Annotated in this window: 25 protein-coding genes; 8 read left to right on the plus strand and 17 right to left on the minus strand. The window is 47.3% G+C overall.

Going from position 1 to position 20,408, the window contains the following annotated elements:
* Positions 1–45: 45 nt before the first annotated feature.
* The 7 genes from JOE45_RS08745 to JOE45_RS08775 all read right to left on the minus strand — a co-directional run bounded on the left by JOE45_RS08745 (position 46) and on the right by JOE45_RS08775 (position 7,648).
* Positions 46–1,113 carry a M14 family metallopeptidase gene (locus JOE45_RS08745; RefSeq protein ID WP_210020567.1) on the minus strand — a complete coding sequence of 356 codons (1,068 nt, stop codon included), beginning with the start codon at positions 1,111–1,113 and terminating at the stop codon, positions 46–48.
* Positions 1,114–1,197: 84 nt separating this feature from the next.
* The gene (gene racE, locus JOE45_RS08750; RefSeq protein WP_210020566.1) at positions 1,198–2,007 is read right to left on the minus strand and encodes a glutamate racemase; all 810 of its coding nucleotides are present in this window, start codon (positions 2,005–2,007) and stop codon (positions 1,198–1,200) included.
* 86 nt (positions 2,008–2,093) lie between these two features.
* Positions 2,094–3,119, minus strand: coding sequence for a polysaccharide deacetylase family protein (locus tag JOE45_RS08755; protein WP_210020565.1), 1,026 nt, complete (start codon positions 3,117–3,119; stop codon positions 2,094–2,096).
* Between the two features lie 75 nt (positions 3,120–3,194).
* Positions 3,195–3,623: a disulfide oxidoreductase gene (locus JOE45_RS08760; protein WP_210020564.1), complete on the minus strand. Its 429-nt coding sequence runs from the start codon at positions 3,621–3,623 to the stop codon at positions 3,195–3,197.
* Positions 3,624–3,809: 186 nt separating this feature from the next.
* A complete protein-coding gene (locus JOE45_RS08765; RefSeq protein ID WP_210020563.1) occupies positions 3,810–5,012 on the minus strand; it encodes a glucose 1-dehydrogenase in 1,203 nt (400 codons plus the stop codon).
* Entirely contained in the window at positions 5,009–7,045 is a 2,037-nt protein-coding gene (locus JOE45_RS08770; RefSeq protein ID WP_210020562.1) for a glycoside hydrolase family 15 protein, read from the minus strand. The genes JOE45_RS08765 and JOE45_RS08770 overlap by 4 nt, the downstream gene beginning before the upstream one ends.
* Before the next feature lie 165 nt (positions 7,046–7,210).
* Positions 7,211–7,648 carry a hypothetical protein gene (locus JOE45_RS08775; protein WP_210020561.1) on the minus strand — a complete coding sequence of 146 codons (438 nt, stop codon included), beginning with the start codon at positions 7,646–7,648 and terminating at the stop codon, positions 7,211–7,213.
* 162 nt (positions 7,649–7,810) lie between these two features.
* Between JOE45_RS08775 and JOE45_RS08780 the strand changes: the two genes are divergently transcribed.
* Positions 7,811–8,476 (plus strand): helix-turn-helix domain-containing protein, encoded by a 666-nt coding sequence (locus JOE45_RS08780; RefSeq protein ID WP_210020560.1) that lies wholly within the window; start codon positions 7,811–7,813, stop codon positions 8,474–8,476.
* 493 nt (positions 8,477–8,969) lie between these two features.
* Positions 8,970–9,377 (plus strand): hypothetical protein, encoded by a 408-nt coding sequence (locus JOE45_RS08785; RefSeq protein ID WP_210020559.1) that lies wholly within the window; start codon positions 8,970–8,972, stop codon positions 9,375–9,377.
* 20 nt (positions 9,378–9,397) lie between these two features.
* Here the strand turns inward: JOE45_RS08785 and JOE45_RS08790 are convergent, their stop codons facing one another.
* A complete protein-coding gene (locus tag JOE45_RS08790) occupies positions 9,398–9,991 on the minus strand; it encodes a CPBP family intramembrane glutamic endopeptidase (protein WP_210020558.1) in 594 nt (197 codons plus the stop codon).
* Positions 9,992–10,263: 272 nt separating this feature from the next.
* Between JOE45_RS08790 and JOE45_RS08795 the strand changes: the two genes are divergently transcribed.
* The 4 genes from JOE45_RS08795 to JOE45_RS08810 all read left to right on the plus strand — a co-directional run bounded on the left by JOE45_RS08795 (position 10,264) and on the right by JOE45_RS08810 (position 13,503).
* Positions 10,264–10,995, plus strand: coding sequence for a hypothetical protein (locus JOE45_RS08795; protein ID WP_210020557.1), 732 nt, complete (start codon positions 10,264–10,266; stop codon positions 10,993–10,995).
* Positions 10,946–11,527 carry an accessory gene regulator B family protein gene (locus JOE45_RS24165; protein WP_210020556.1) on the plus strand — a complete coding sequence of 194 codons (582 nt, stop codon included), beginning with the start codon at positions 10,946–10,948 and terminating at the stop codon, positions 11,525–11,527. The genes JOE45_RS08795 and JOE45_RS24165 overlap by 50 nt, the downstream gene beginning before the upstream one ends.
* Positions 11,499–11,621 (plus strand): cyclic lactone autoinducer peptide, encoded by a 123-nt coding sequence (locus tag JOE45_RS08805; RefSeq protein WP_210020555.1) that lies wholly within the window; start codon positions 11,499–11,501, stop codon positions 11,619–11,621. The genes JOE45_RS24165 and JOE45_RS08805 overlap by 29 nt, the downstream gene beginning before the upstream one ends.
* Before the next feature lie 73 nt (positions 11,622–11,694).
* Positions 11,695–13,503, plus strand: coding sequence for an EAL domain-containing protein (locus JOE45_RS08810; protein WP_210020554.1), 1,809 nt, complete (start codon positions 11,695–11,697; stop codon positions 13,501–13,503).
* Between the two features lies 1 nt (position 13,504).
* On the opposite strand, the gene JOE45_RS08815 is transcribed toward JOE45_RS08810, so the two are convergent.
* Genes JOE45_RS08815 through JOE45_RS08825 form a run of 3 tightly spaced genes read right to left on the minus strand, consistent with a single transcriptional unit; the run spans position 13,505 to position 14,565 of the window.
* The gene (locus JOE45_RS08815; protein ID WP_210020553.1) at positions 13,505–13,708 is read right to left on the minus strand and encodes a hypothetical protein; all 204 of its coding nucleotides are present in this window, start codon (positions 13,706–13,708) and stop codon (positions 13,505–13,507) included.
* A gap of 1 nt (position 13,709) precedes the next feature.
* Positions 13,710–14,114, minus strand: a complete 405-nt coding sequence (locus JOE45_RS08820) for a YtxH domain-containing protein (RefSeq protein WP_210020552.1) — start codon at positions 14,112–14,114, stop codon at positions 13,710–13,712.
* Between the two features lie 7 nt (positions 14,115–14,121).
* Entirely contained in the window at positions 14,122–14,565 is a 444-nt protein-coding gene (locus JOE45_RS08825; RefSeq protein WP_210020551.1) for a DUF948 domain-containing protein, read from the minus strand.
* A 245-nt stretch (positions 14,566–14,810) separates the two neighbouring features.
* Here JOE45_RS08825 and JOE45_RS08830 point away from each other — a divergent pair, with 245 nt between their 5' ends.
* Positions 14,811–15,446 carry a bifunctional 4-hydroxy-2-oxoglutarate aldolase/2-dehydro-3-deoxy-phosphogluconate aldolase gene (locus JOE45_RS08830; protein ID WP_210020550.1) on the plus strand — a complete coding sequence of 212 codons (636 nt, stop codon included), beginning with the start codon at positions 14,811–14,813 and terminating at the stop codon, positions 15,444–15,446.
* 102 nt (positions 15,447–15,548) lie between these two features.
* Here JOE45_RS08830 and JOE45_RS08835 read toward each other — a convergent pair whose 3' ends face one another.
* Positions 15,549–16,115 carry an FAD-dependent oxidoreductase gene (locus JOE45_RS08835; protein WP_210020549.1) on the minus strand — a complete coding sequence of 189 codons (567 nt, stop codon included), beginning with the start codon at positions 16,113–16,115 and terminating at the stop codon, positions 15,549–15,551.
* Positions 16,116–16,408: 293 nt separating this feature from the next.
* Between JOE45_RS08835 and JOE45_RS08840 the strand changes: the two genes are divergently transcribed.
* Positions 16,409–17,515 carry an LCP family protein gene (locus tag JOE45_RS08840; protein WP_210020548.1) on the plus strand — a complete coding sequence of 369 codons (1,107 nt, stop codon included), beginning with the start codon at positions 16,409–16,411 and terminating at the stop codon, positions 17,513–17,515.
* A gap of 77 nt (positions 17,516–17,592) precedes the next feature.
* Here JOE45_RS08840 and JOE45_RS08845 read toward each other — a convergent pair whose 3' ends face one another.
* The 5 genes from JOE45_RS08845 to JOE45_RS08865 form a co-directional block, all read right to left on the minus strand.
* A complete protein-coding gene (locus tag JOE45_RS08845; RefSeq protein ID WP_210020547.1) occupies positions 17,593–18,507 on the minus strand; it encodes a D-alanyl-D-alanine carboxypeptidase family protein in 915 nt (304 codons plus the stop codon).
* A gap of 104 nt (positions 18,508–18,611) precedes the next feature.
* Positions 18,612–18,797 carry a hypothetical protein gene (locus JOE45_RS08850; protein ID WP_210020546.1) on the minus strand — a complete coding sequence of 62 codons (186 nt, stop codon included), beginning with the start codon at positions 18,795–18,797 and terminating at the stop codon, positions 18,612–18,614.
* Positions 18,797–18,976: a hypothetical protein gene (locus tag JOE45_RS08855; RefSeq protein ID WP_210020545.1), complete on the minus strand. Its 180-nt coding sequence runs from the start codon at positions 18,974–18,976 to the stop codon at positions 18,797–18,799. The genes JOE45_RS08850 and JOE45_RS08855 overlap by 1 nt, the downstream gene beginning before the upstream one ends.
* A gap of 111 nt (positions 18,977–19,087) precedes the next feature.
* Positions 19,088–19,723, minus strand: coding sequence for a helix-turn-helix transcriptional regulator (locus JOE45_RS08860; RefSeq protein WP_210020544.1), 636 nt, complete (start codon positions 19,721–19,723; stop codon positions 19,088–19,090).
* Positions 19,724–19,934: 211 nt separating this feature from the next.
* On the minus strand, positions 19,935–20,384 hold the full coding sequence (locus tag JOE45_RS08865) for a DUF86 domain-containing protein (RefSeq protein ID WP_210020543.1): 450 nt from the start codon (positions 20,382–20,384) through the stop codon (positions 19,935–19,937).
* Positions 20,385–20,408: the final 24 nt, after the last annotated feature.

Genomic DNA, 20,408 nt, shown 5'->3' on the forward strand with positions numbered 1-20,408 from the left:
CATCACAGACGCTAGCTTGCCCCATTAACAAGATGATGGTTTCCTTCATGACAGCTTGACTTGAACCGACGTCAACCCCTCTAGCATCAGAGGAACAACGTCATGATAGATTTGCCTAAATTGGGCAAGCGGCAGCGGGTTGACGCCGATCCCCGCCTCCACGGTAAAGCCTGGACGCCGAAATTCTTGAATAAACCAATCCTTGTATCCCGCATCGCTGCCCTGCAGCTTAACCGCAGTATAACCGCTAACCTTGGCCAACCGGCACGCCACTACTTCCGATTCCGGGGGCTCCAGGTCACGGTAATTCCAGTATAATTCTTTTCCCTGCGTATGTAACGCTGCTACCAGCTGAAAATCTCGGCTTCGTGTGAATTGCTCCATGGCCAGCGCTTCCGGTTCAGAGAGAGGCTCGGTACCCGTAAAATCCCGCGGTCCAGGTCCAGGTACCCCCCGCCGCTCGCGTTCAACTTCCCAGCCCGCCGGGAACTGGTCATTAAGATCAACTCCGCGAATGTTGGCCTTCCACCCTGTAAAGTCCAACGATCCGCTGTTCCATTGGATCAACAGTTCATAATTTGGATTCTCTCTCGTAAGGCCCTCCAGTACGAGCTCCACCCCGTCCGGATTGACCATCGGAACGATCCATAGCGACGTTTGTTCGTAGAGCTTCTTTACGTCGCGTGTCCTAAGCGGCTTGCCGTTCATATAAGCGGCAGCATAATCCTCAACGAACTTCATCAGGAGCAAGCTTGTGATCCATTCATTCGCATGGAATGAACCGTTGTAGTGCACTTCCTTAGGGCCCATACCGATACGGATGGCCGGAATGCTCTTTCCGAGCACGCTCCTGCCGATCGATTCGACACTCAGGAACGGATAAGTCTGCTGCAGCTGATCCAAATCCTCCATCATGTCCTTATAATGATAGGGTTTGGCAGTATCCACAACACTCCATTCCCTGCTAGGAGGAATAACAATGGTTTGTCCGATACGAAGACGACGCGGGTCTGCGCCCGTGTTAGCCGCGACCAGCTCCGTCAGATTCAAGCCATACCTCGCGGCAATCCGGAATAACGTATCTCCGCGTCCCACCACATAAGGGAATGTCAAGGTTTAGCCCTCCCTTCCAAGCATGATTCGTCTATCCACGCCTAAAGGGTGTCGATAGCCTTGCTAAATGCTTATGACGGTGAACTAAATAATATTCGGAACCTGCCAAACCACAGGTGTTACTTTAATTTGCTCGTTCAACCACGACTGTGCGATCTTCTTGAACAAAACCGGATCTCCACTACAAGAGAATTGATGCACCGGGATCGTACCTGAAGTCACCAGCATCCCCTTATGATACAGGATTGTACTGATTTCTCTGGCCGTTTCGTCTGCCGAGCTGATGAGTGTAACCTCCGGTCCCATGACAGAAGAAATGATATCGGAAAGAAACGGATAATGGGTACAACCGAGGATTAAGCAATCCAGTGGCTTCTGCCGCAGCTCGGATAATGTTTCTTCTACAACCTGCCGGGTCTCATCGGTATTGAACAAGCCCTGCTCCACCAGCGGTACGAACGAAGGACAAGCTTGGCTGACCACTTGAATTTGCGGAGATATTTGGCGCAGAGCGATCTCGTAAGCATGGCTCTTGATGGTTCCTTCGGTTCCAATCACTCCGACTTTCTGGCTCCTGCTTGTCTTGATCGCTGCACGGGCGCCCGGATGGACCACTCCGACGACAGGGATGGATAGTCTGCTGCGAATTTCTTCAAGAGCTACCGCCGTTGCCGTATTGCACGCTATGACAATCATTTTCGGATCGAATTGAAGCAAATAATCAACGATTTGATGGGTAAAATCCAAGACTTCTTCCGCCGGCCGCGGACCGTATGGCGTACGTGCCGTATCCCCGAAATAGATGATTTTTTCTTGCGGTAGCTGACGCATGACCTCCTTGGCCACGGTCAATCCCCCAACCCCTGAATCCAATATGGCTATCGCTTGCTGCACGTGATTTCGCTTCCTTTATGTTGGTATATTAAAATGATGATGTTTTTTTCAGTTTATGAATAGAGGGAAAAATTGGTGCAAGGCGGCTAGATATCGTTTAATAGAGCAAATTCGTACCCCGCTTTATGTACCGCTTTGATGATACGGTCGAGAGCTTCGATATTTTCTGGCGACCCTTGATGCATCAAAATGATATTGCCGTCATGCAGGTTGTTCATAATATCGTTATACGGGTCCTCCGCACCGTTCTTGCGCGGCTCCCAATCTCTCATCGCCGTGGACCAAAAGACGGATGTATATCCCATATCGGATACCATTTGTAATAAATGCATATTATAGCGGCCGTATGGGAAGCGGAAAAACGGCTGAATTTCTTTGCCTGTCACTTCTTTATATAACTGTTCGTAATCTTCAATCTCTTTGCGTACCTGCTCATCCGTTTGTGTATTCATATCGGAGTGAGTCATCGTATGATTAGCGACCAAATGCCCATCCTTCACGAGCGTGCGGATGAAATCCGGATTTTTCTTCACATTATATCCAGCAATAAAAAAGTTTGCTTTCACATCGTTGTCCTTCAGCGATTTGACAAGCAAGTCAATATCCCCAAGCGGACCGCCGGTGTCAATGGTCAAATAAACCTTCTTGCCCGTTCCGACCCATAGAGCCTTCATGTCCTTCGTATACTTCTTCGTATCTCCGGGAAAACCCGGCACCTGACCCTTCGGCTTCTTCATGTAGTACCACGAAATCACCTTTCGATCACCGGCGGTGGAAGTCTGGGACGGCGGTTCCTTCGGCTTCGGATGATCCTTCATGATGGGACCTTCCGGATTCTTCGGACCCGGAGAGGCTGCAGGCGGCTTGCCGTTTCCATATACTGCCCCTGCAGCCGAAGATGGAGCCGGAGCCAAGGCCGGGTCTGCCGGACCAGCCTGTGGCGGTTCGGGCGTCACCTTACTTGATAGTTCTACAGTCGCTGCTGACAGTTTGTCCTGCGCCTGTTCGGATACGGAAGACTTGGGCGTCTCGGCAGCCTGTTCCCCGGTACATGCCGTCAGCACCCCGGTAAGGACCGCGGTTATAAACCAACTCATCACTGTTCTGTTCATCGTAGTTCTCCTTCGCCCGTAGTTTAGTCACCCTGCCCGTCGCACAGCGGTTCCCCTTCGAAAGAGGACAGCCCATTATTTGCGTTCCGCTGCCCACATCAAAATTTGCAAAATAGCGATGATGACGAAAGCAATTAGTGCCAGAAAAGGGATGGTGATGAATCCGAAGTAATTCACATAGTCAACATCGCATGGAATCGGACCACAGGCCTCCGCACCGCTTTTAAACCAGGCCGTTTTTTGCATCAGGTAATGATAAAAGGAGATGCCCGCTCCCCAAATTGACATAGGCAGCACATAAATGTACATATGCCGCTCTTTACGCACAGCGGCAATGCCGAGTATTAACACGAGCGGATACATTAAAATACGCTGGTACCAACAAAGCTTGCAGGGCGTATATTGTAGAATTTCAGAAAAATACAAGCTGCCGAGGGTGGCGGTCAACGCCACGAAACAAGAAAAATGCAGCCCGTTCTCGCGGATCGTGTTCTTCCAGTTCATGTAACCTACTCTCTCCTCTCTATTAATTCCATCATATCAGAACTGGCGGAGTGTTCCAACATGCTTTAAGCCATTCGTTCACCGGACAATCGCAGTTGGATATGCCGGCTTCAACTAAGCCTAAAAGACAACAAACGAGCCACCCCCACACGGAGAAAGCTCGCCTGCTTATCCTACTATAACGCTTTAGACCGAGAAGCTGTATTCCACTTCCTTGCCGCTATGCTTTACCAGTGTCGTCCACTGCTCCCGAGGGATCAAATCAACTACGGCCTTGATGCCGATCCGGTCAAAATCGAGCTGCGGCACTTCCTCCATCATAAGCCGCTCTGTTATGATCCGATCCAACAAACCGGGGAATCGAGACTCGATGAGCTGAAGCCGGTACAATCCCGTCTCAAAATCTTTGCGCGAAGCGTTCACCGAGCCAAGCACGCACTTGTTCTCGAGCACAAGCTCCTGATTGATCATGTCGGATGCAATGCGGATGCTGCGCTTCCCCGGCGTCACTCCAAGCAAGGCCAGCACTCCGTTGGGACCGACCGCGGTCATCGCATCAAAGGCGAGAGGACTGTAACCCGTGCATTCAAAAATAAGATCAGCCCGCTTGCCGCTGGCCTGCAGGAATGCGCCCAGCGGCGATTGAACAAGGCTCCCCTTCTCTGCCTTCGATCCGTCCTCTGCCTCCTTGTAGATTCCGCCACAAGCACGTACGAGCTCCGCTCCGGCAGAATCATCCGGCGATTTGGACCATACGATCGTCTCCAGTCCCAGACATCGACAGGTAATGGCGGCCAGCAGTCCGAGCGGCCCCGAACCGAGCACGACTGCCGTCTTTGGCTGCCATACGAGCCGCTGCTGAACGCGCTGCACCTCATCCCACACCTTCTCGACAATACTTTGCGGCTCTGTAAGAATCCCATAGGCTAGAGCCTTAACCGGAACCTTCACCAAATATCGGGCATCTTCTACGTAATACTCACACAAAAAGCCGTTGGCGCCTTTGATCCCCCGCTCCACATACTGCCCACTCTCGCAAAAATCCTGCCGACCATTTCGGCAGCTCACGCAATCCGGCTCGGCGCACGGCCTCCTCACCAGCGCGCAGACCGCATCGCCCATGCGAAATCCTGTAGCTGGATCGGCCTCCACCACAACGCCCAGCGATTCGTGCCCAATCGTCAGCGCGCTTTCGCCAACTGGCGGTACGCCGTATTTCTCCGTCATGATTTCCCGGTCTGTGCCGTCCAGCCCAACGCAAAGAACGCGCACGAGAACATCCGATGGGGTTCTTCTTCGAGGCATCTCCATCTCACCAAGCTCCAGCTTGGGTTGATCGGCCTGACCTCCGCCCCCGAGAGCCAACCCGGTTATCAGCACCCCCTTCATGCCCGTTCACCCGCCTTCAGAAGCTCTGAATCGCTTTGATCCGCGAGGCTGCGGGCCTTATACCGGAACTGCTTCAGCTTAGACAAATACTCCTGAACCACTTTGACGAACGTAGAGTGTGACCAAGTGAGCGGCGACACAGATAACGGCTCGCCCGTATACGGATGGACCTGTTCCGCCAGCACACCAGAAGGCAATGCATGGCTTATTGTCCATCGCAGCAGGTCTTCGGCTTCCTTCAGCTCCTGTTCGGTCTTAGCCGCCGCTATCACGTATTCCGCATACCAAAGCGTGCAAATAAACCACGGGTTGCCGGGTACTTTGCCGATATCCTTCGTCACCTGATGATAATAGTCGTTCGAATAACGGGCAAGCCCGCCGATGTCCGTCTGCACCCACAGCCGCTCCCGAATCGCTTTCATCGTCGAAGCGACCCGGGAATCATCCGGTGCGAACATCCCGAAGTCAAAGATTGCATACATACTTGCATCCAAAGTCAGATCCTGTTCATACAGCTGTTTTTCGTCATTCCAATACAGGGAACGAATAAAGCGATGCTCCTGCTCGGAGTAAAACTGCTGTTCTACCGCTTGCTTCATTCGTTCCGCTTTATCGCGGTAATGCAATGCCCTTAACTTGTCATGGAAATAATCCGCAAAACCTGCGGACGCCAGCAAGCCCGCATACACGCTTGCCACCGTGAACAAATGAACGCCATAACGTTCTTCCCACAAATCATGGGACGGCAGCGGCAAGCCCGATGCATCTGTATACTTCACCATAAATTCGGCCGCCGGCAGCACCAGCTTCTCATAATCGTCACGAGCTTCGTCTATGGTCCGGGCTAATCGATGATGATGCCACAGCGTGTATATAACAAGAGCCGTTTCGTCCTCCTGGATCGCAAGCTGCTTTTCTCCTCGTCCATTCACCCAAGGATGCCAGCTTGAACCAACAGAGCCGTCCGGATTGTATTTATGCATCAAATACCCCTCATCCGAAAGTCCCCGTTTGCAGAATTGAAAAAACTTCTTCGTCAAGGCATGATAGCCCGATCGATCCAGTGCATGCGTAATAAGCGCTCCGTCTCTTGGCCACATATACGAATACGTGTCTTTGGCGAATTTCATAATATCCGAATCATTAGCCGCAATGATCGCCCCGCGATTATCCGTGTTGGATCTTATGATCAGAAGACTTTTTTTATAAAAGGATGCGATATCCGCTTCCAGGAGCTGCAAATCATGACGATCCTGAGACAACCAGTGCAGCCAATAGTTATAGGTCCGCTGCAGTGTCGTATGGGGCGTAGCCGATCGTACCCACCTTTCCAGCTTTGCTATTTCCCGATAATCCCGACCGAAGCAAATCCAAAACCATACTTCTTTGGTCCCCTTCGGTGGAAGCTTGACTTCAAGCTCGATCGTTCCATCTACAGAGCCCTGCGCAATCGGAAGACGTCCGAGCTGCCCGTCTTCAGCATCCCGCCAAGTGCCTTCCAGCCGATGCACCTCCTTTTGACCGATGGCATACGATGTCGGGGCGGACTCTTTCTGACCTGTTTCGTGGCAAGAAAGTGACATATAGCGGTGTCCCTTGTAAAATACAAGGGATCTAAGCTCCGGATCATAATACACCGTATCGCCCACGTTATTACCGTACAAATGCAAATCGAGATGAAAATACAGCTTCACCGTGCGCTCCCGATCCCAGGCATTATCTACTTGAACCTTGCGCACAAATACATTGTCCTGCACATCTACCCCATCACGAAGCAAAAGCTTCAGCCCAAGCCGATCGTGCATGCATTGAACGTTTGTCACCATGGAATCATTCAAGTACCCCGCCTGTTTTTTGAGCTCAGGATCATCAATCCAAAAGAAATCCTCCGCAGACCATACGCCAAAATGCGACAAATGATCAAGGGCTTGATTCTCCTGACCAACATAAGGGTAATAGATGTCGCGTAAATTGTAGTGCGCATCAAAATTCATCAATACATTACCGTTACCAATCGGCAAATCACGGGCCATGATCTATCCTCCTCTTCCCCTTTCCACCTAATTTCCCCTTGAATGGAAGCAATTTATACATCATAGATCCAATAACCCATATCAACAACACTTGGATATCTATGGTGAATCACACGAAACCAAAAAAGGCTGACCCGAAGGCCAGCCTGTAATCATTCATTCACATTATTTTCTTTTTCTTCCATGCTTCACAAGTGTCATTCGGCGAGTATGCCGCAGCCACGAATAATACGTTTTCAAATCGCGAAGTTGAATGTCTTGGGATACGCGCCCAAGAAATGTTACCACAATCATTTTATGCAAAGGGTTACCCGCAAGATCGATTTCATCTTTTAATTCGACAAATTCGGACACCATCACCAAATCCCCGTCGATTAAATATACGTCCTTCTCATTAGCATAATAAGGCTGGACCCCGCCATGCTTTAATTTGTCCCACAAAAAACGGCAAATATGCTCAATTCCGCCCTCTTCGATCTCCACGCGTTCGGTCCAACGGCTAAGTGCGTGGCTGGTAATAACGATGTCGGCTACTTTATACCCATTAAACGAGACATAGAAGGGTTCGTATGTGCTCCAACGACTCATTATTTTATCTCTCAATATCATTCTCCCCCCTTCATGCTTAAAAAAGTTAATAACACTACTGTAGTATCGATACTACAAGTCGTCAAGGGGACTTTAGCAGATTAACGTAAATTTCAATAAAACTATTCCTTTTCCGGCGTTTGTCTATTACAATAGGACTAGAAAGGAGTGAGCACGGTGGGACAACCTATTCCTGATTTCGGAAAGTTTCTTGAAGGACTTCGAGGTTCCATGTCATTAAGAGAAGCGGCAAAGAAAAGCGGCCTTTCTCATGCTTATATCAGAGACCTTGAGCTGGAACGTAACCGTTCGACCAATGATAAAATCACCCCTTCACCCGATACGCTGAAGAAGCTTTCGGCTGCATACGGTTATCCATATACGGATTTGATGATTAAAGCGGGACATCTCCTTAGCAGCGATGTCGCTTCGCAATCGGTCGGCAACCGAATAGACATGGAACTTGAGCACATCTATTATATCGAAATCGGCATGAAGGAGATCACTTATCATACCGGTAGATCGAACTTCGTTCACAGCATTGATTCACTTTTGGATTTCAGCACTTTTTTAGACAAGCTGGAAGAGCATGGATTTAAGAAAATGGATACTGACCTATACGTTAACCTTCATCACATCCGCAAGTATGACGAACGCAAAGGCCTGCTCTATTTTGACGAAGATGGCCTTGGGACCCGGGTTACCATATCGGCGATCCGTCAGAAAAAATATCACGATTTGATTTCCCGCAAAGTAGCGGTTAACACCGAGAAAAGCTTGGAATTCACATTCGGCAAAAGCGAAAACGCTACGTCTTTTTCAGCGGCAAATAAACAAATATAAATAAATTTGCAACAGCAGCAAGGGGTAGACAGAAAATGACAGGCATCATGGGATCCGTTTTATTCCCCCTTATTTTGAGAGCTTCTATTCTTATACACTCGACACGTAACAGCCCGTCTGCACCCTCATGTGCTGCGGGCTTGTTTTTCCACGTTGAGGTGACAAATTCGGTTATAAGCTTGATCTTTTGGAGCAAATGTACCGTAATAGCATTTCCCACTAAAAACATGGGTGAAGTTGGTATATCATGAGCATAGTGTATTTAATTCCCTTATTTTTTGTATGCTGGCTGTCTATGTTCGTTTTCGCCTTGGTTGTATTTCGTCAGCGACTTAAAGACCACCGAATACATTTAGTTGTCAGTTCTGCCGTGATCACCCTGATAACTATTTTTGTTCAATCTACCCATTCTGTTTTTGGCTTAGCCGTTCTGCAGCCTCTTTTTGTCATCCTTTGTTTTTACTTGATTTTTAAATTAAGGTTTGTATATGCCTTGATTGTTAGTGTAGTCATCTATCTGGTGCAGACAACATCGGAAATCGTATTCTATTTAATCGTCAGTCAGATCACGTCGGAAGATTTTTTTGTCTTAGCGCAAGAAAGCTTGGCTCTGCCGGCCGTATTTTTACTCGTGCTGAATTTATCCGCAAGCCTGATCTTGAAAAAGTGTAGGCTCGGTTTTTCATTTGTGCCCTTTCAGATCAACGGCAAAAAACACATTCAGCCCCGTTTTCAAACAACGATGTTTTTTATGATGAGTATCGGACTGTTGGTCATCATTCTTACCGTATCTTCGATATTCTATTGGAAAACCGAAACGGCAATCATTCAATCGTTTTCCGTAATGTTACTCATAGGGATCACACGTTATTTTTATATTAAAGAAATGTCGGATGACTAGGCTAAGGGAGCAATGATCTCTTATAGTTTTAAGCTAAGAATCAGCAGCGAAATGAAGTTAATGACAAGATGAGCTGCGATCGTGGGGATGACGGATTGAGTCTTTTTATAAAAATAACAAAAAATGATTCCGGTTAAAAAGTACCCGATAAATCGATTCCAGCTAAAATGGCCAAAAGCATATATTAAGGAAGAAATACCTGAAGCAATCCAAAAATGGGTAAATTTACTTAAGTATCCGAATATGATTTTTCTGTAGACAAGCTCTTCCGCTATAGGCGCAACGATAATTGCATAAAAAGGCATAAGGATGTAGGTCTTGATCAATTCATCAGAGAGACCTACGGATGAGCCAAACAAGATGGTTGAAGCCGCTTGTGCATAAATAACATATTGTAAGCTTTTAAAAAAAGCTTCCTTCGTGCGGCTTCCCTTTAATGCTTCATTCCAATCGACCAACTGTATTTCTTTTCTCATACAGAAATAAATGAGGAGGATGGCCACTAACGGTGCTATGGCGACATAATACTTATTATCAAAAATCGCAGCACCTGTAGGTCTAGGTCCTATGAGCACTAAATATATCAGCACTACGAATATATCGTTTGTTTTCATTAAGAGGTGCCCCTATCTTGAGTGCATTATGATGCTTTAGTAAGCGTCAACACTTCATTATTATTCAAAAAATCAAAACATTCAAGTAATCAGCAGAATTCGACATAATTCGCTTGTCACCCTCCCCAAAGTGTATTAAACTTAACATCAAATAAAATTTAGATAACAAAAGATAAGTTGATTATAACTTGATTTTAGAATTGCATGACTATTTGACTATGTACCAAGAGCTATTTACCCTATAGAATAGAAAACAAGGGAGCCAAATTCTAATGAGTTTCGCAATAAAGGTATTTCTTTCTTCCATCGAACTAAGCGCAATGATTGTGCTCTCTTTAACCATGTTTCGCTTTCAGTTTGTTTACTACTTACATAAGATCTACGGTATCGCTCTATTAATGTCAATCATTAGTTTTTACTTTAGAGATATCGTCGAGTTGGGTATCTTCGCTGTTCTTGCTTCTCTTTCTACTAAAATTATATTAATTATGATCATGTACAGGATTCCCTTTTTCTACTCGCTGCTTGTCAGCGTGATCGGGTTTATCGCAGGGGTGATCACAGAATCCGCGGTTATGCTTTCCGGCATCACTCTAGGCTTGTTTGACCCATCACAGATCCAACAATCGGTTGCCGTTCTTGGCTCCATTCAGCTGACTACAGCATTAATCCTTTCATTGATCATCTATCTGCTGCAAAGAAGAAAGATCGGTTTCCTATTTAAAACGAAGTACTTAGCATCCCGAACGGCACTAAAAGGATACAATTTTATATTGTCGGCTTTTTTAGTTATATGTATCGTTTTAGCTCAAATCGAATTAATCTCCTTTTACAATCATTCTATGAATATAGTAAGTTCTATTATTATTGCTTTGATCTTTTTGATTGGTATATACGTTGCATATATTCACAACAAAAAAATCATAAGAGAAACATATGAGAGGCCTGTGAAGGATGAACTTAATCGATCGCTCCGCAGCGAGCATAACAAGAGCAATCCGTAATAATTATGCCGAAGCCGCTTCTGAGAAAGTTCTATTTTATTCTCTCAGTTTATTCATCAACACATCCATAGCCATCATCTCGACGTTAATCCTATGTGCGTTTACCGGTCGGTTACAAGAGGCGGTTATCACGATTTTTTCCTTTCTATTCTTAAGATACCTGAGTGGCGGCGCACATCTCAAGTCATCGCTGGGGTGCTGTCTCTTTTCATTGACCATATTAACCACGTTAGCCCATATCGATTATTCATACTTTACCATTGGTTTCATTCTTAATATTCTTAGCTTCATTATCTTTTTGATGAAAGCCCCGGAAGGATTAGAGAATATAAGCCGCGTTAACCCCAAAAACTATATATGGTTAAAATGGATCTGTTTAATTTACTTAAGCAGTAACTTCTTCATTCAGTCCTCCTTGTTATCAGCCATATTTTTCGTTCAATCCGTTACTTTAACCAAGTTGGGGTACTACTTGTTTAACTTATTGGAGAGGAGGTGGCACTATGAAACTGAAAATGGCAAAAGTAGCTAATGGCATTGCTTTAGTACTTGCTTCATTCTTTGTTTTCACGAACACGATCATCGCAAACCGTCCTGAAACTCCGCAAGAACTTTTGAAAAAATAGGATATTCTCGCACTTTAGGGCTGACGGGCCATGGCACGTCAGCCTCATCCTTTTCCTTTGGAGCTGAAATGATATGCAGAAAATTCCCGTTACTCGCGATGGCAAGAGTGGTTCCGAGGTGTTTGTAGTCGATGCAAGCGATGTAATCAAGATCGACCGCATTCGTGACCGCGAAGTCATTGTTCATACCAAAGACGATCAGTACTATTTGGATTTTTCCTTTGACAACTTAGAAGAATGGTTATTCGAGGACGGGTTTCGACTGCTAGACAGCGCCAATATTGTCAATATGAATTATGTGGACCAATACGATTCCAAGAAAGGCCTAGTGTTTCTGTCATCAAGCCGGGAAATCAATAAAACGGCCTCCGCAGCGAGAATTCATAAAGAACACATTGAGAATGCAATGCAGCTGATCAAAACGTCAGACACCGCTTCCTCAGAACATAACCCTAAGCTTCATGAGGAGCTTTTCGCCAAAATCATCAGCGAAACGAATGATTACCAGTTTCTTCGATCGTATGCTACTATCCGTGCAGTCAATGAGCGCAAAGTCGCAGAGCAGAAAATTTTGCATATGGCCTATCATGACTCGTTAACCAATCTGCCTAACCGCACCATGTTTGACGAGAAGCTGAAAGGTTATTTCGAGGAAGCTCAGAGTACAGGAGCAATGATGGCAGTCATTTTTCTGGATTTGGACCGCTTTAAGGTCATTAACGATACGCTGGGACATCAAGTGGGGGATCAGCTGCTGCAAATTTTGGCCCGCAAGCTTCAAGGCTATGTTCGCGGTAAAGACATCGTCGCTCGCTTCGGCGGTGACGAGTTTATCATACTGCTGACGAATATTGCTCATGCGGACGAAGCTGCGCAGTTTGCCAAAGGAATTCCTGATTTACTGAAAGAACCGTTCGTTATCAAGAACCGCGAGCTTTTTGTCACGCCCAGTATCGGCATAAGCATTTATCCCAGTGACGGCATCGAAGTGGAAAGCCTTCTAAAAAATGCGGACATTGCCATGTACCGTTCTAAAGAGAAAGGTGGGAATTCATATCATTTTTACCACCCCGATATGAACAAGCGCTCCTTGCATCGGTTGAATCTTGAGGTTCATTTGCATAAAGCGCTGGAACGCGAGGAGTTTGAGGTCTATTACCAACCCATCGTCGACCTTCGTAATGGCTCCGTAACGGGTATGGAATCCCTTATTCGCTGGAATCACCCGGAGTGGGGCATGGTTTCCCCCGGGGAATTTATTCCGCTGGCAGAGGAAACCGGTCTGATCGTACCGATCGGCAATTGGGTATTAAAGCAATCGTGCATGCAAAATAAAGAGTGGCTAACCAAAGGCTACCTCCCTCTCGTCATATCTGTCAATATTTCAGCGATACAGTTTCACCAGTCGAATTTCGTGCAGGTGGTCATAGATACCCTGCGAGAATCCGGGTTGGCTCCCGACCAGCTCTGCTTGGAAATCACAGAGAATGTTGCTATGAACAATGTCCCTTATATTATCGAAACCTTACAAAAGCTGAAGGTGCTCGGCGTGCGCATCTCCATTGACGATTTCGGCACCGGTTACTCCTCCTTGAGCTATTTGAAACGATTCCATGTCCATACGCTGAAGATCGACCAATCATTTATTCGAGACATCTCCTTCGACGAAGACAGTGCTGCGATTGTAACCGCATTGATCGCGATGTCCCGCCAATTGAAAATCAAATCATTGGCAGAGGGTGTAGAGACGATCGAGCAGCTCCGTTTCCTCATTGCTCAAGGCTGTGATGAGATTCAAGGTAATGTGTTCAGTAAACCGATTCCAGCCAGCGACTTTGAACATATAATTAAAAATAATAAGCAATTATATTTAAACATCTGACCTAAGAAAAGTAGACTGCGAACAAGTACGCTGGACCAAGATGACGCGATGGCCCAGAAAGCTGCTGCCTCCAGTAATGAATACATCCGTAATCGTCAACATAGCCGTCCAGCGAGTAGGCGAACGATATTTGCCGACAGCTTGTCTTGTATTCACAGATCCGAAGAACGGGACTTGGTCTCCAATCCCAAGTCCCGTTATCCATATTATGCTTCCTCCCGCTCCGCGGTTGTAGCGGCAACGGACGCTTCAGCTGTCGCTATATCGTCCTGCTCCGGAGCCGTGCTGCCCTTTTTCCACGTTTTCACTTCTTCCCCGACCTGAATGGCAACCCCCTTTACTTTTCCTGCCCAGTCCGAAGTGTGCCGTCCAATGTTCTCCGCCGTCGATTGGGACGTTTCCGATACGGCCGAAACGATCTGCTTCGACTTATCGGCTACATTCTCTGCAAGTCTCTGCGTCTTCTCGCTTACTTGCTGATAGCCATCAACGATATCGTTTCTTAGCTCACGCCCGGATTTGGGGGCAAGCAAAAGCGCGGTTACAGCTCCCAACACACTGCCCACTACCGCTCCGACCATCAAATCTTTGCTTCTTTTTTGTGCTTTCATCTTCTCTTCACTCCTTGGATTGATTTGGTTTGGAAGCTTGCAAGCGATGCCATAGATGAAGACCTGCCGACATCAGTTCCACCAGATCTTTTGCGGTCTCACGGTGGTTAAGTACTGCTCTGCGAGCCTCCCCCACCGTATCTTCCACCGCCAAAGACACCGCTTTGACCGAACGGGACATCCGGTTCACCGCTTCTCCCGTTTCGTTCGCTGCAGTAAACCAGGCGTCGACCATACGCATTTTCTCCTGCACCTCTTGCATCACTTCCGTCGAGACCTTGAGCAGCCGTTCCGACTCCTCCGTCGTCCTGCGCACTTGCTCCTGCATGAAATCGAGCGTCATCTCGCTTCTTTTCAACGCCGCCGTTGCCGTTCGTACCAACCGGATGGCGAAAAATACAAATAGAAGGAATGCGAGTATGCAGAGCAAGAGTCCCCATTGCCACCACACGGCTGTCACCTCCGATCCATCATGCTTCTGGACTAATGCCTATGAGATAGTACAGTATAAGACGCCGAGTGCCTTTTTGACACAAATATTTAAAAAAAGGACGAGTGCCCTGTTCCTCCCGGGGGTATACTGAAAGATCTTTGCCTTAGGCTAGTTGGCAACAAGAAAAAAGAAGGTATAATAGAGACTAGTGGAGGCGTTTTCTTACGCGCCTGATTACATGTGAAAGCGGTGGACTTATCGTTATGAACAGGGAGCAAGGCTTACAACACATTGAACAGGTCAAAATCATAGCCATTGTACGCGGTGTTGAGGAAAAGCACATTGTCGGCGTAGCGGAGGCACTGCTGGCAGGAGGCATTCCTGTCATGGAGATTACGATGAATACACCCGGAGCTCTCGGTATGATCGGTAAGCTGCAGGAGCAGTTTGGCGATCGCATATATATCGGTGCAGGAACAGTCTTGGATGTAGAGGATGCCCGTAAAGCCTTGGACGCGGGTGCATCCTATTTGGTTACGCCCAATATGGAGGAGGAAGTTATCGCTTACGCTGTCCGGCGTGACGCGCCAATCTTCCCTGGAGCCATGACACCGACGGAAATCGTCAAAGCGTGGAAAGCCGGAGCAACAGCAGTGAAAATTTTTCCAGGCGCCAGCCTTGGCATGGGATACATCAAAGAGCTGATGGGTCCTCTGAATCACATCCCGATGATGGCTGTAGGCGGGGTAAACGAAGATAATATTGCGGAGTTTTTCAAAATCGGCTGCTACGGCGTCGGCATCGGCGGCTCGCTAGTCAATTTAAAAGAAATTGCTGCGGGTAATTATGGCTGGATTCAGGAAAAAGCATCGCGCCTTGTGGAGCGTACCAAAGGATAAGGGTGCCCTATTCGAGGTAAAAAATGAGCATGGCAATTGATCTAATACGATTGATTAAACCAAAAAGGCGGCCCTTAGGCCGCCTTCATCTTCGCTTTCGCTTTAACCTTTCATCACATCGTGATCGACATAGCGCTCGCCGTTCAGCTCGCTAATGACGTTGATGGCCACTTTTGCGCCGTCTCCGGCTGTGATGATCGTATGCACACTTACACCTGCAGCCGTACCGGCCGCCCAGATCCCTGGCACACCAGTCTTACCGTCACCGTCTGCATCAATAACCGTTTTAATCCGCGGTTCAGTTCCCGGCTTGGTAGACACACCCATTTGTTCAGCGAGTTCGACGGAAATGCCCGTGGCAAGAATAACATGCTTCGCCTCGAAGCTTGCGTTCTCCGTCTCTACCTGAAAGACTTCGCCGGTCTTCGTTACATTCACAGCCTTGGCTTGAACCAGCTCGGCACCGAATTTGGCTGCTTGCTTCTTCCCGATCTCAACGAGATCCGGACCTGAGATTTCCAATACTCCGTAGTGGTTCTCTACCCAAGCGCGTTTTGTAATACTTTGATCGTTATCGACAACCAATGTCTTTTTGCCCGCTTTGGCGGCAAAAAGCGCAGCGCTGGCCCCCGCTGGACCGGCTCCGATAATAGCAATATCGTAAGACATGTTTCATTCTCCTTTCCAATATGTCGAACATGCGAATAGGTCAATGTTTCGCTGCTCCAAAACTCTTACAAAATAAAATAAACTTCCATAAAGTAAGAGGACACCTTTTCCCATTATCCCCCAAATCATGTCAGCTGTCAACTCATTAAGCTATCCGTATCAGCAGCTTCCAGACTTAAAAATCAAGAAAAATAGTGCCCGTCGAAAATTTAATAATTTTGTAACCTTTTGCCCCTCAATATACGTTATTATGATAGATAGTGCAAATTTAACCTTAACAGGAGGAAAGACGGATGTTTTCACCGCGCAAGAAGAATAAAAACCGTAAAACGCTGCGCAGCGTCATGCTCACCCTTGGTATTCTGGGCATAGGAGCAGCGAGCTATGCAGGGTACTTAATACATAAAGCCGATAAGGCTTTAGAGCAAATGTCCGTATCCGCCGCGGCAGGTGCTCAACAGAGCTCCGCTGAGAAAACAGCCGAATTAAAGCCAATGAGCTTCTTGCTGGTCGGCGTGGATAACCGCAAAGGCAGTGGAGGAAGCATGAACAGCGATGTGATGATGCTGGTCTCGCTCAATCCCGAGACTCGTTCAGCCACCATGGTTTCCATTCCGCGTGATTTGCAGTTAAAACCGAGGGGATTCGGAATAGGGCTGTCCTCACAGAAAGCCAACTATTACTACGCCTATTACTATAATAAAGACCGCGATACTGCGCTTACCAATACCAAACAGTTCTTTAGCAGCATGTTTGATGTGCCTGTCGATTATATGGCAGTGATCGACTTTGACGGGTTCCGTCAAGTGATCGATGAGCTGGACGGAATTGAAGTTGATGTAGACATGGATATGCGATATGTGGATAACTTTGACGGTACGAACATCAACTTAACCAAAGGTATGCAAACGTTGGACGGCAAAGAAACGCTCGATTTCTTGCGCTACCGCAAATCCAATAGAGGTACGCAAGAATCCTCGGACATTGCCCGTAATGAACGGCAACAGCAGGTGATATCTAAGCTGCTTGACAGAATGACTTCTTTCAGCGGAATCACCCAATGGGGTGGCATGCTCGAAATTGCCGGCAGGAACGTGCAAACCGATATTCCAGCGGATCAGCTGCGCAAGTTCATCCTGTCCTTCCAAAAGCTGAAGCCCGATCATATCGAATCCATTCCTTTGGATGGACGATGGGATAGCCCCTACATTGTGCCGAAAGAAGACGATCTCAGTGCAGCAATCGCTTCGCTTCGGACGCAGTTAGGCCTTCCTTCGGAAAGCACGGTCACCGGATCTACCTACGGTACGCTTTCTAAACGCTTTGGGATCGACCCTACTCTTCCCGTTCGCCGCAACCAGAACACAAGTCAGACAACAAATAACAGGCCATCCCATTAAGGGTAGGCCTGTTATTTGTTAGCGGCTGAGCATTGAGTCTAGAGTCGGTCCATTAGTAAATGGTCCAGCGAAGTTAGTCAGTCCTTAAATCCATAGCTTAATAAGATTTTGGTTTCTTCGAATCGTTTATTGCTAGTGGACGTGCCCATCACGACACTAATCAATCTTTTTCCGTCACGGACAGCCGTCCCGGTAAAACAATATCCAGCTTCATCCGTAAACCCCGTTTTGAGTCCGTCCAGGCCCTCAAAGCCTAAGACCTGATTCTCTTCGGCCCGCAGCATCTCATTCGTATTGACCACCGTCTTCTTTTGGTAGGCAAGTCGATAGCTAGGTTTATCTGTAAAAGACAGGATGTCCGGGTAATCCTGGATCAGCCTGGATGCCAGCTTCGCCGTATCCGCAGCCGTCATCTGCTGCTCTCCTCGAATACCCTCCGGTGGATTCGAGCCCATATCCGTTCTAGACAAGCCAGTCGCATTGATATAATGCGTGTGCTTGGACAAGCCCAAGCTTTTTGCCTTCTCATTCATGAGCGCTGCGAAGGCTTCTTCACTGCCTGCCACTCGTTCGGCGAGCGCAACCGCTGCATCATTGGCTGAATCGACGGCGACTGCTGCGAATAAATCTTTTACGGATACCCGGTCTCCTGCCCGAAGGGGCACTTTAGCTCCAACCACACCCGCAGCTCGGGGGCTGATTTTCACCTTTTCATTCCACGAAAGCTTTTGGCTGCCAATATGCTCTAGAACGATGTATTCCGTCATCATCTTGGACATGCTGGCCGGCGGCAGCGGTGTATCTCCGTTTACGGAATACATCAGCTCTCCGGTTTCCGCATCCAGCAGCACCGCAGCTGTCGCCTCCAGCTTGGGCCCTTTCGCAAACATCCAGGGAATCTCATTCCATACAGCCCGTACTTCCCCCTCATAAAGCTTAAATCCTGCAAGCAAAATGAAACCCACTACAATCGTCGTTTTGATCAATTTCATTCGAATTTTCTCTCCTATTTCCATCTCATACTTTATAGACGAAAGCAGAAGTGCTTTTTCATGCATTTGATGAAAAAACTCGAAACCGACGAGATCATGTCAAGCTAGTAAGTCGCATACAGCTGTTTTAAATCGGAGACAAGCTCTTCGTTTGTCTCCTTCTCTTCTCCTTCGAATTTCTCAATCAAAGAGGCCGTCACGAACTCAGCATTCACACTGTAATGCTTCAATAAAGCGGCCAGTTTCTCCAACTGCTCATGATTTTCGATAATTTGGTTCATTCGGCTCATTACAGATTTCTCCTGAATATTTGGGTTGTGGCCAATGTTGCTGCAGCATCATCCATTTCATCAAAGAATTCCTCGTCATCCGGATGTACAATTTGCTCATTTAATATTTCAGCGGCTTCGCCTTCCGTCAGGCGCCTGCCGAACTGCAGCTCCAGGCGTCGTATGTCTTCATTCTCCATATGTTCTTCCCTCCACCTTAGTATGATCATTATTTTTTCGCAACTTCCGAATTTTATGAAAAAAAAACGAAAAAACCATCTTTAGCAGAATCGCTTTCTCTGAAGATGGTTTTATTTATGTTGTATGACATATGCACATTGGCTGCCTCCTTTGGCCAGACATTCCGTTCGCTCCACCTTGGCTTCTTCTCCAAGCAAGCTTCTGAACATCTCCAGCTCACAGCTGCACGCGTGATTATATTGGTTAGCCACCTGCGAGATGGGACAATTATGCTCTTTGAGCAAATAGGATCCGTCTTCCTTCCGTTCCAGCTCTACCATATAACCGTTCATATTCTGAATGTCCGAGAGCTCCAGGACCCGATCCGACAAGGATTTGCCATTCATCCGGTTCTTGAAGCGACCAATCAGCCTCTGCTTGCGGCGTTCGAACAGCAGGTTTACTTTATCTTCCCCTAAAGCGGATTCCAGCTCTTCCAACAAATCCAACGTTAAATGCTGGTATTTCTTCGGAAACAGATCATCTGCGCGTTCTGTCAGAGAATACTGATGAGTTGGTCTACCCATTGCCTGCCGTACAAGCTTCGATTCAATCAGGCTGTCGCGTTCAAGAGTGTTCAGATGACGCCGCACGGCCATTTCCGTAATGCCCAGCTCTCTGGAAACCTTACTTACGCTCAGCGGTCCTTTTGTTTTCAGCATCGTCAAAATGACTTTTCTCGTGGGTACTTCCGATTCGTAGTTCATCCGGTCTCACCGTCCTTCTTGTTAGCAAACCACTGCTTCATGTCACAGCAGCCGAGTTATGTACCGTCTGAATACACACATTGTAAACGAAAATAATCCATAAGTAAATTGCTATACTTAAGTGTATAGCCAGTCTTGAAAAGAAAAAAGAAAGTGGATTTCCAGAGAAGGACACTGTTCTGGAAATCCGCTTTCGTCCGATACCCATGGATTACAGCATTTCCTTACGGATGAAATCAGGAACCGCTTCGGCGAACACTGCGAGCGCTGCTGGAAGGCGGCTCATCATCGGGTGAAGCCCTTTGTGCTTGACCGAGGTATACTCCTGTGTTAAAGGACGGCGAAGCATAACAAGCTCTTTCAATGTTGCGGCCGTGTCCTGATCAAATACGCCCTCATCGCTCAAAATGTCGATAATGTCCTCATAGCTGCTCGCATCGCGCATCATGAATGCATCGATCAGCAGACTACCTACGTCCGTAATGGTTTCGATCGCAAGATGAAGCGTCCGCTCCTGGGCAAATTGAAGAAGGAGCGATTCTCCTGAAGCTTCTCCGTGAGCTGCTTTAGACCAAGCTTCTGTTAATTCGCTGGAAGCTTGAAGCAACGTAGGCACGAAGGACAAGCGTAGATCGATTTGTTCCTGATTGACATAGTACATGCAATTATCTCCGTTTCTTTTTTT

Origin of the sequence: Paenibacillus sp. PvR098 (assembly GCF_017833255.1) — a bacterium.
Lineage (GTDB): Bacteria > Bacillota > Bacilli > Paenibacillales > NBRC-103111 > Paenibacillus_G.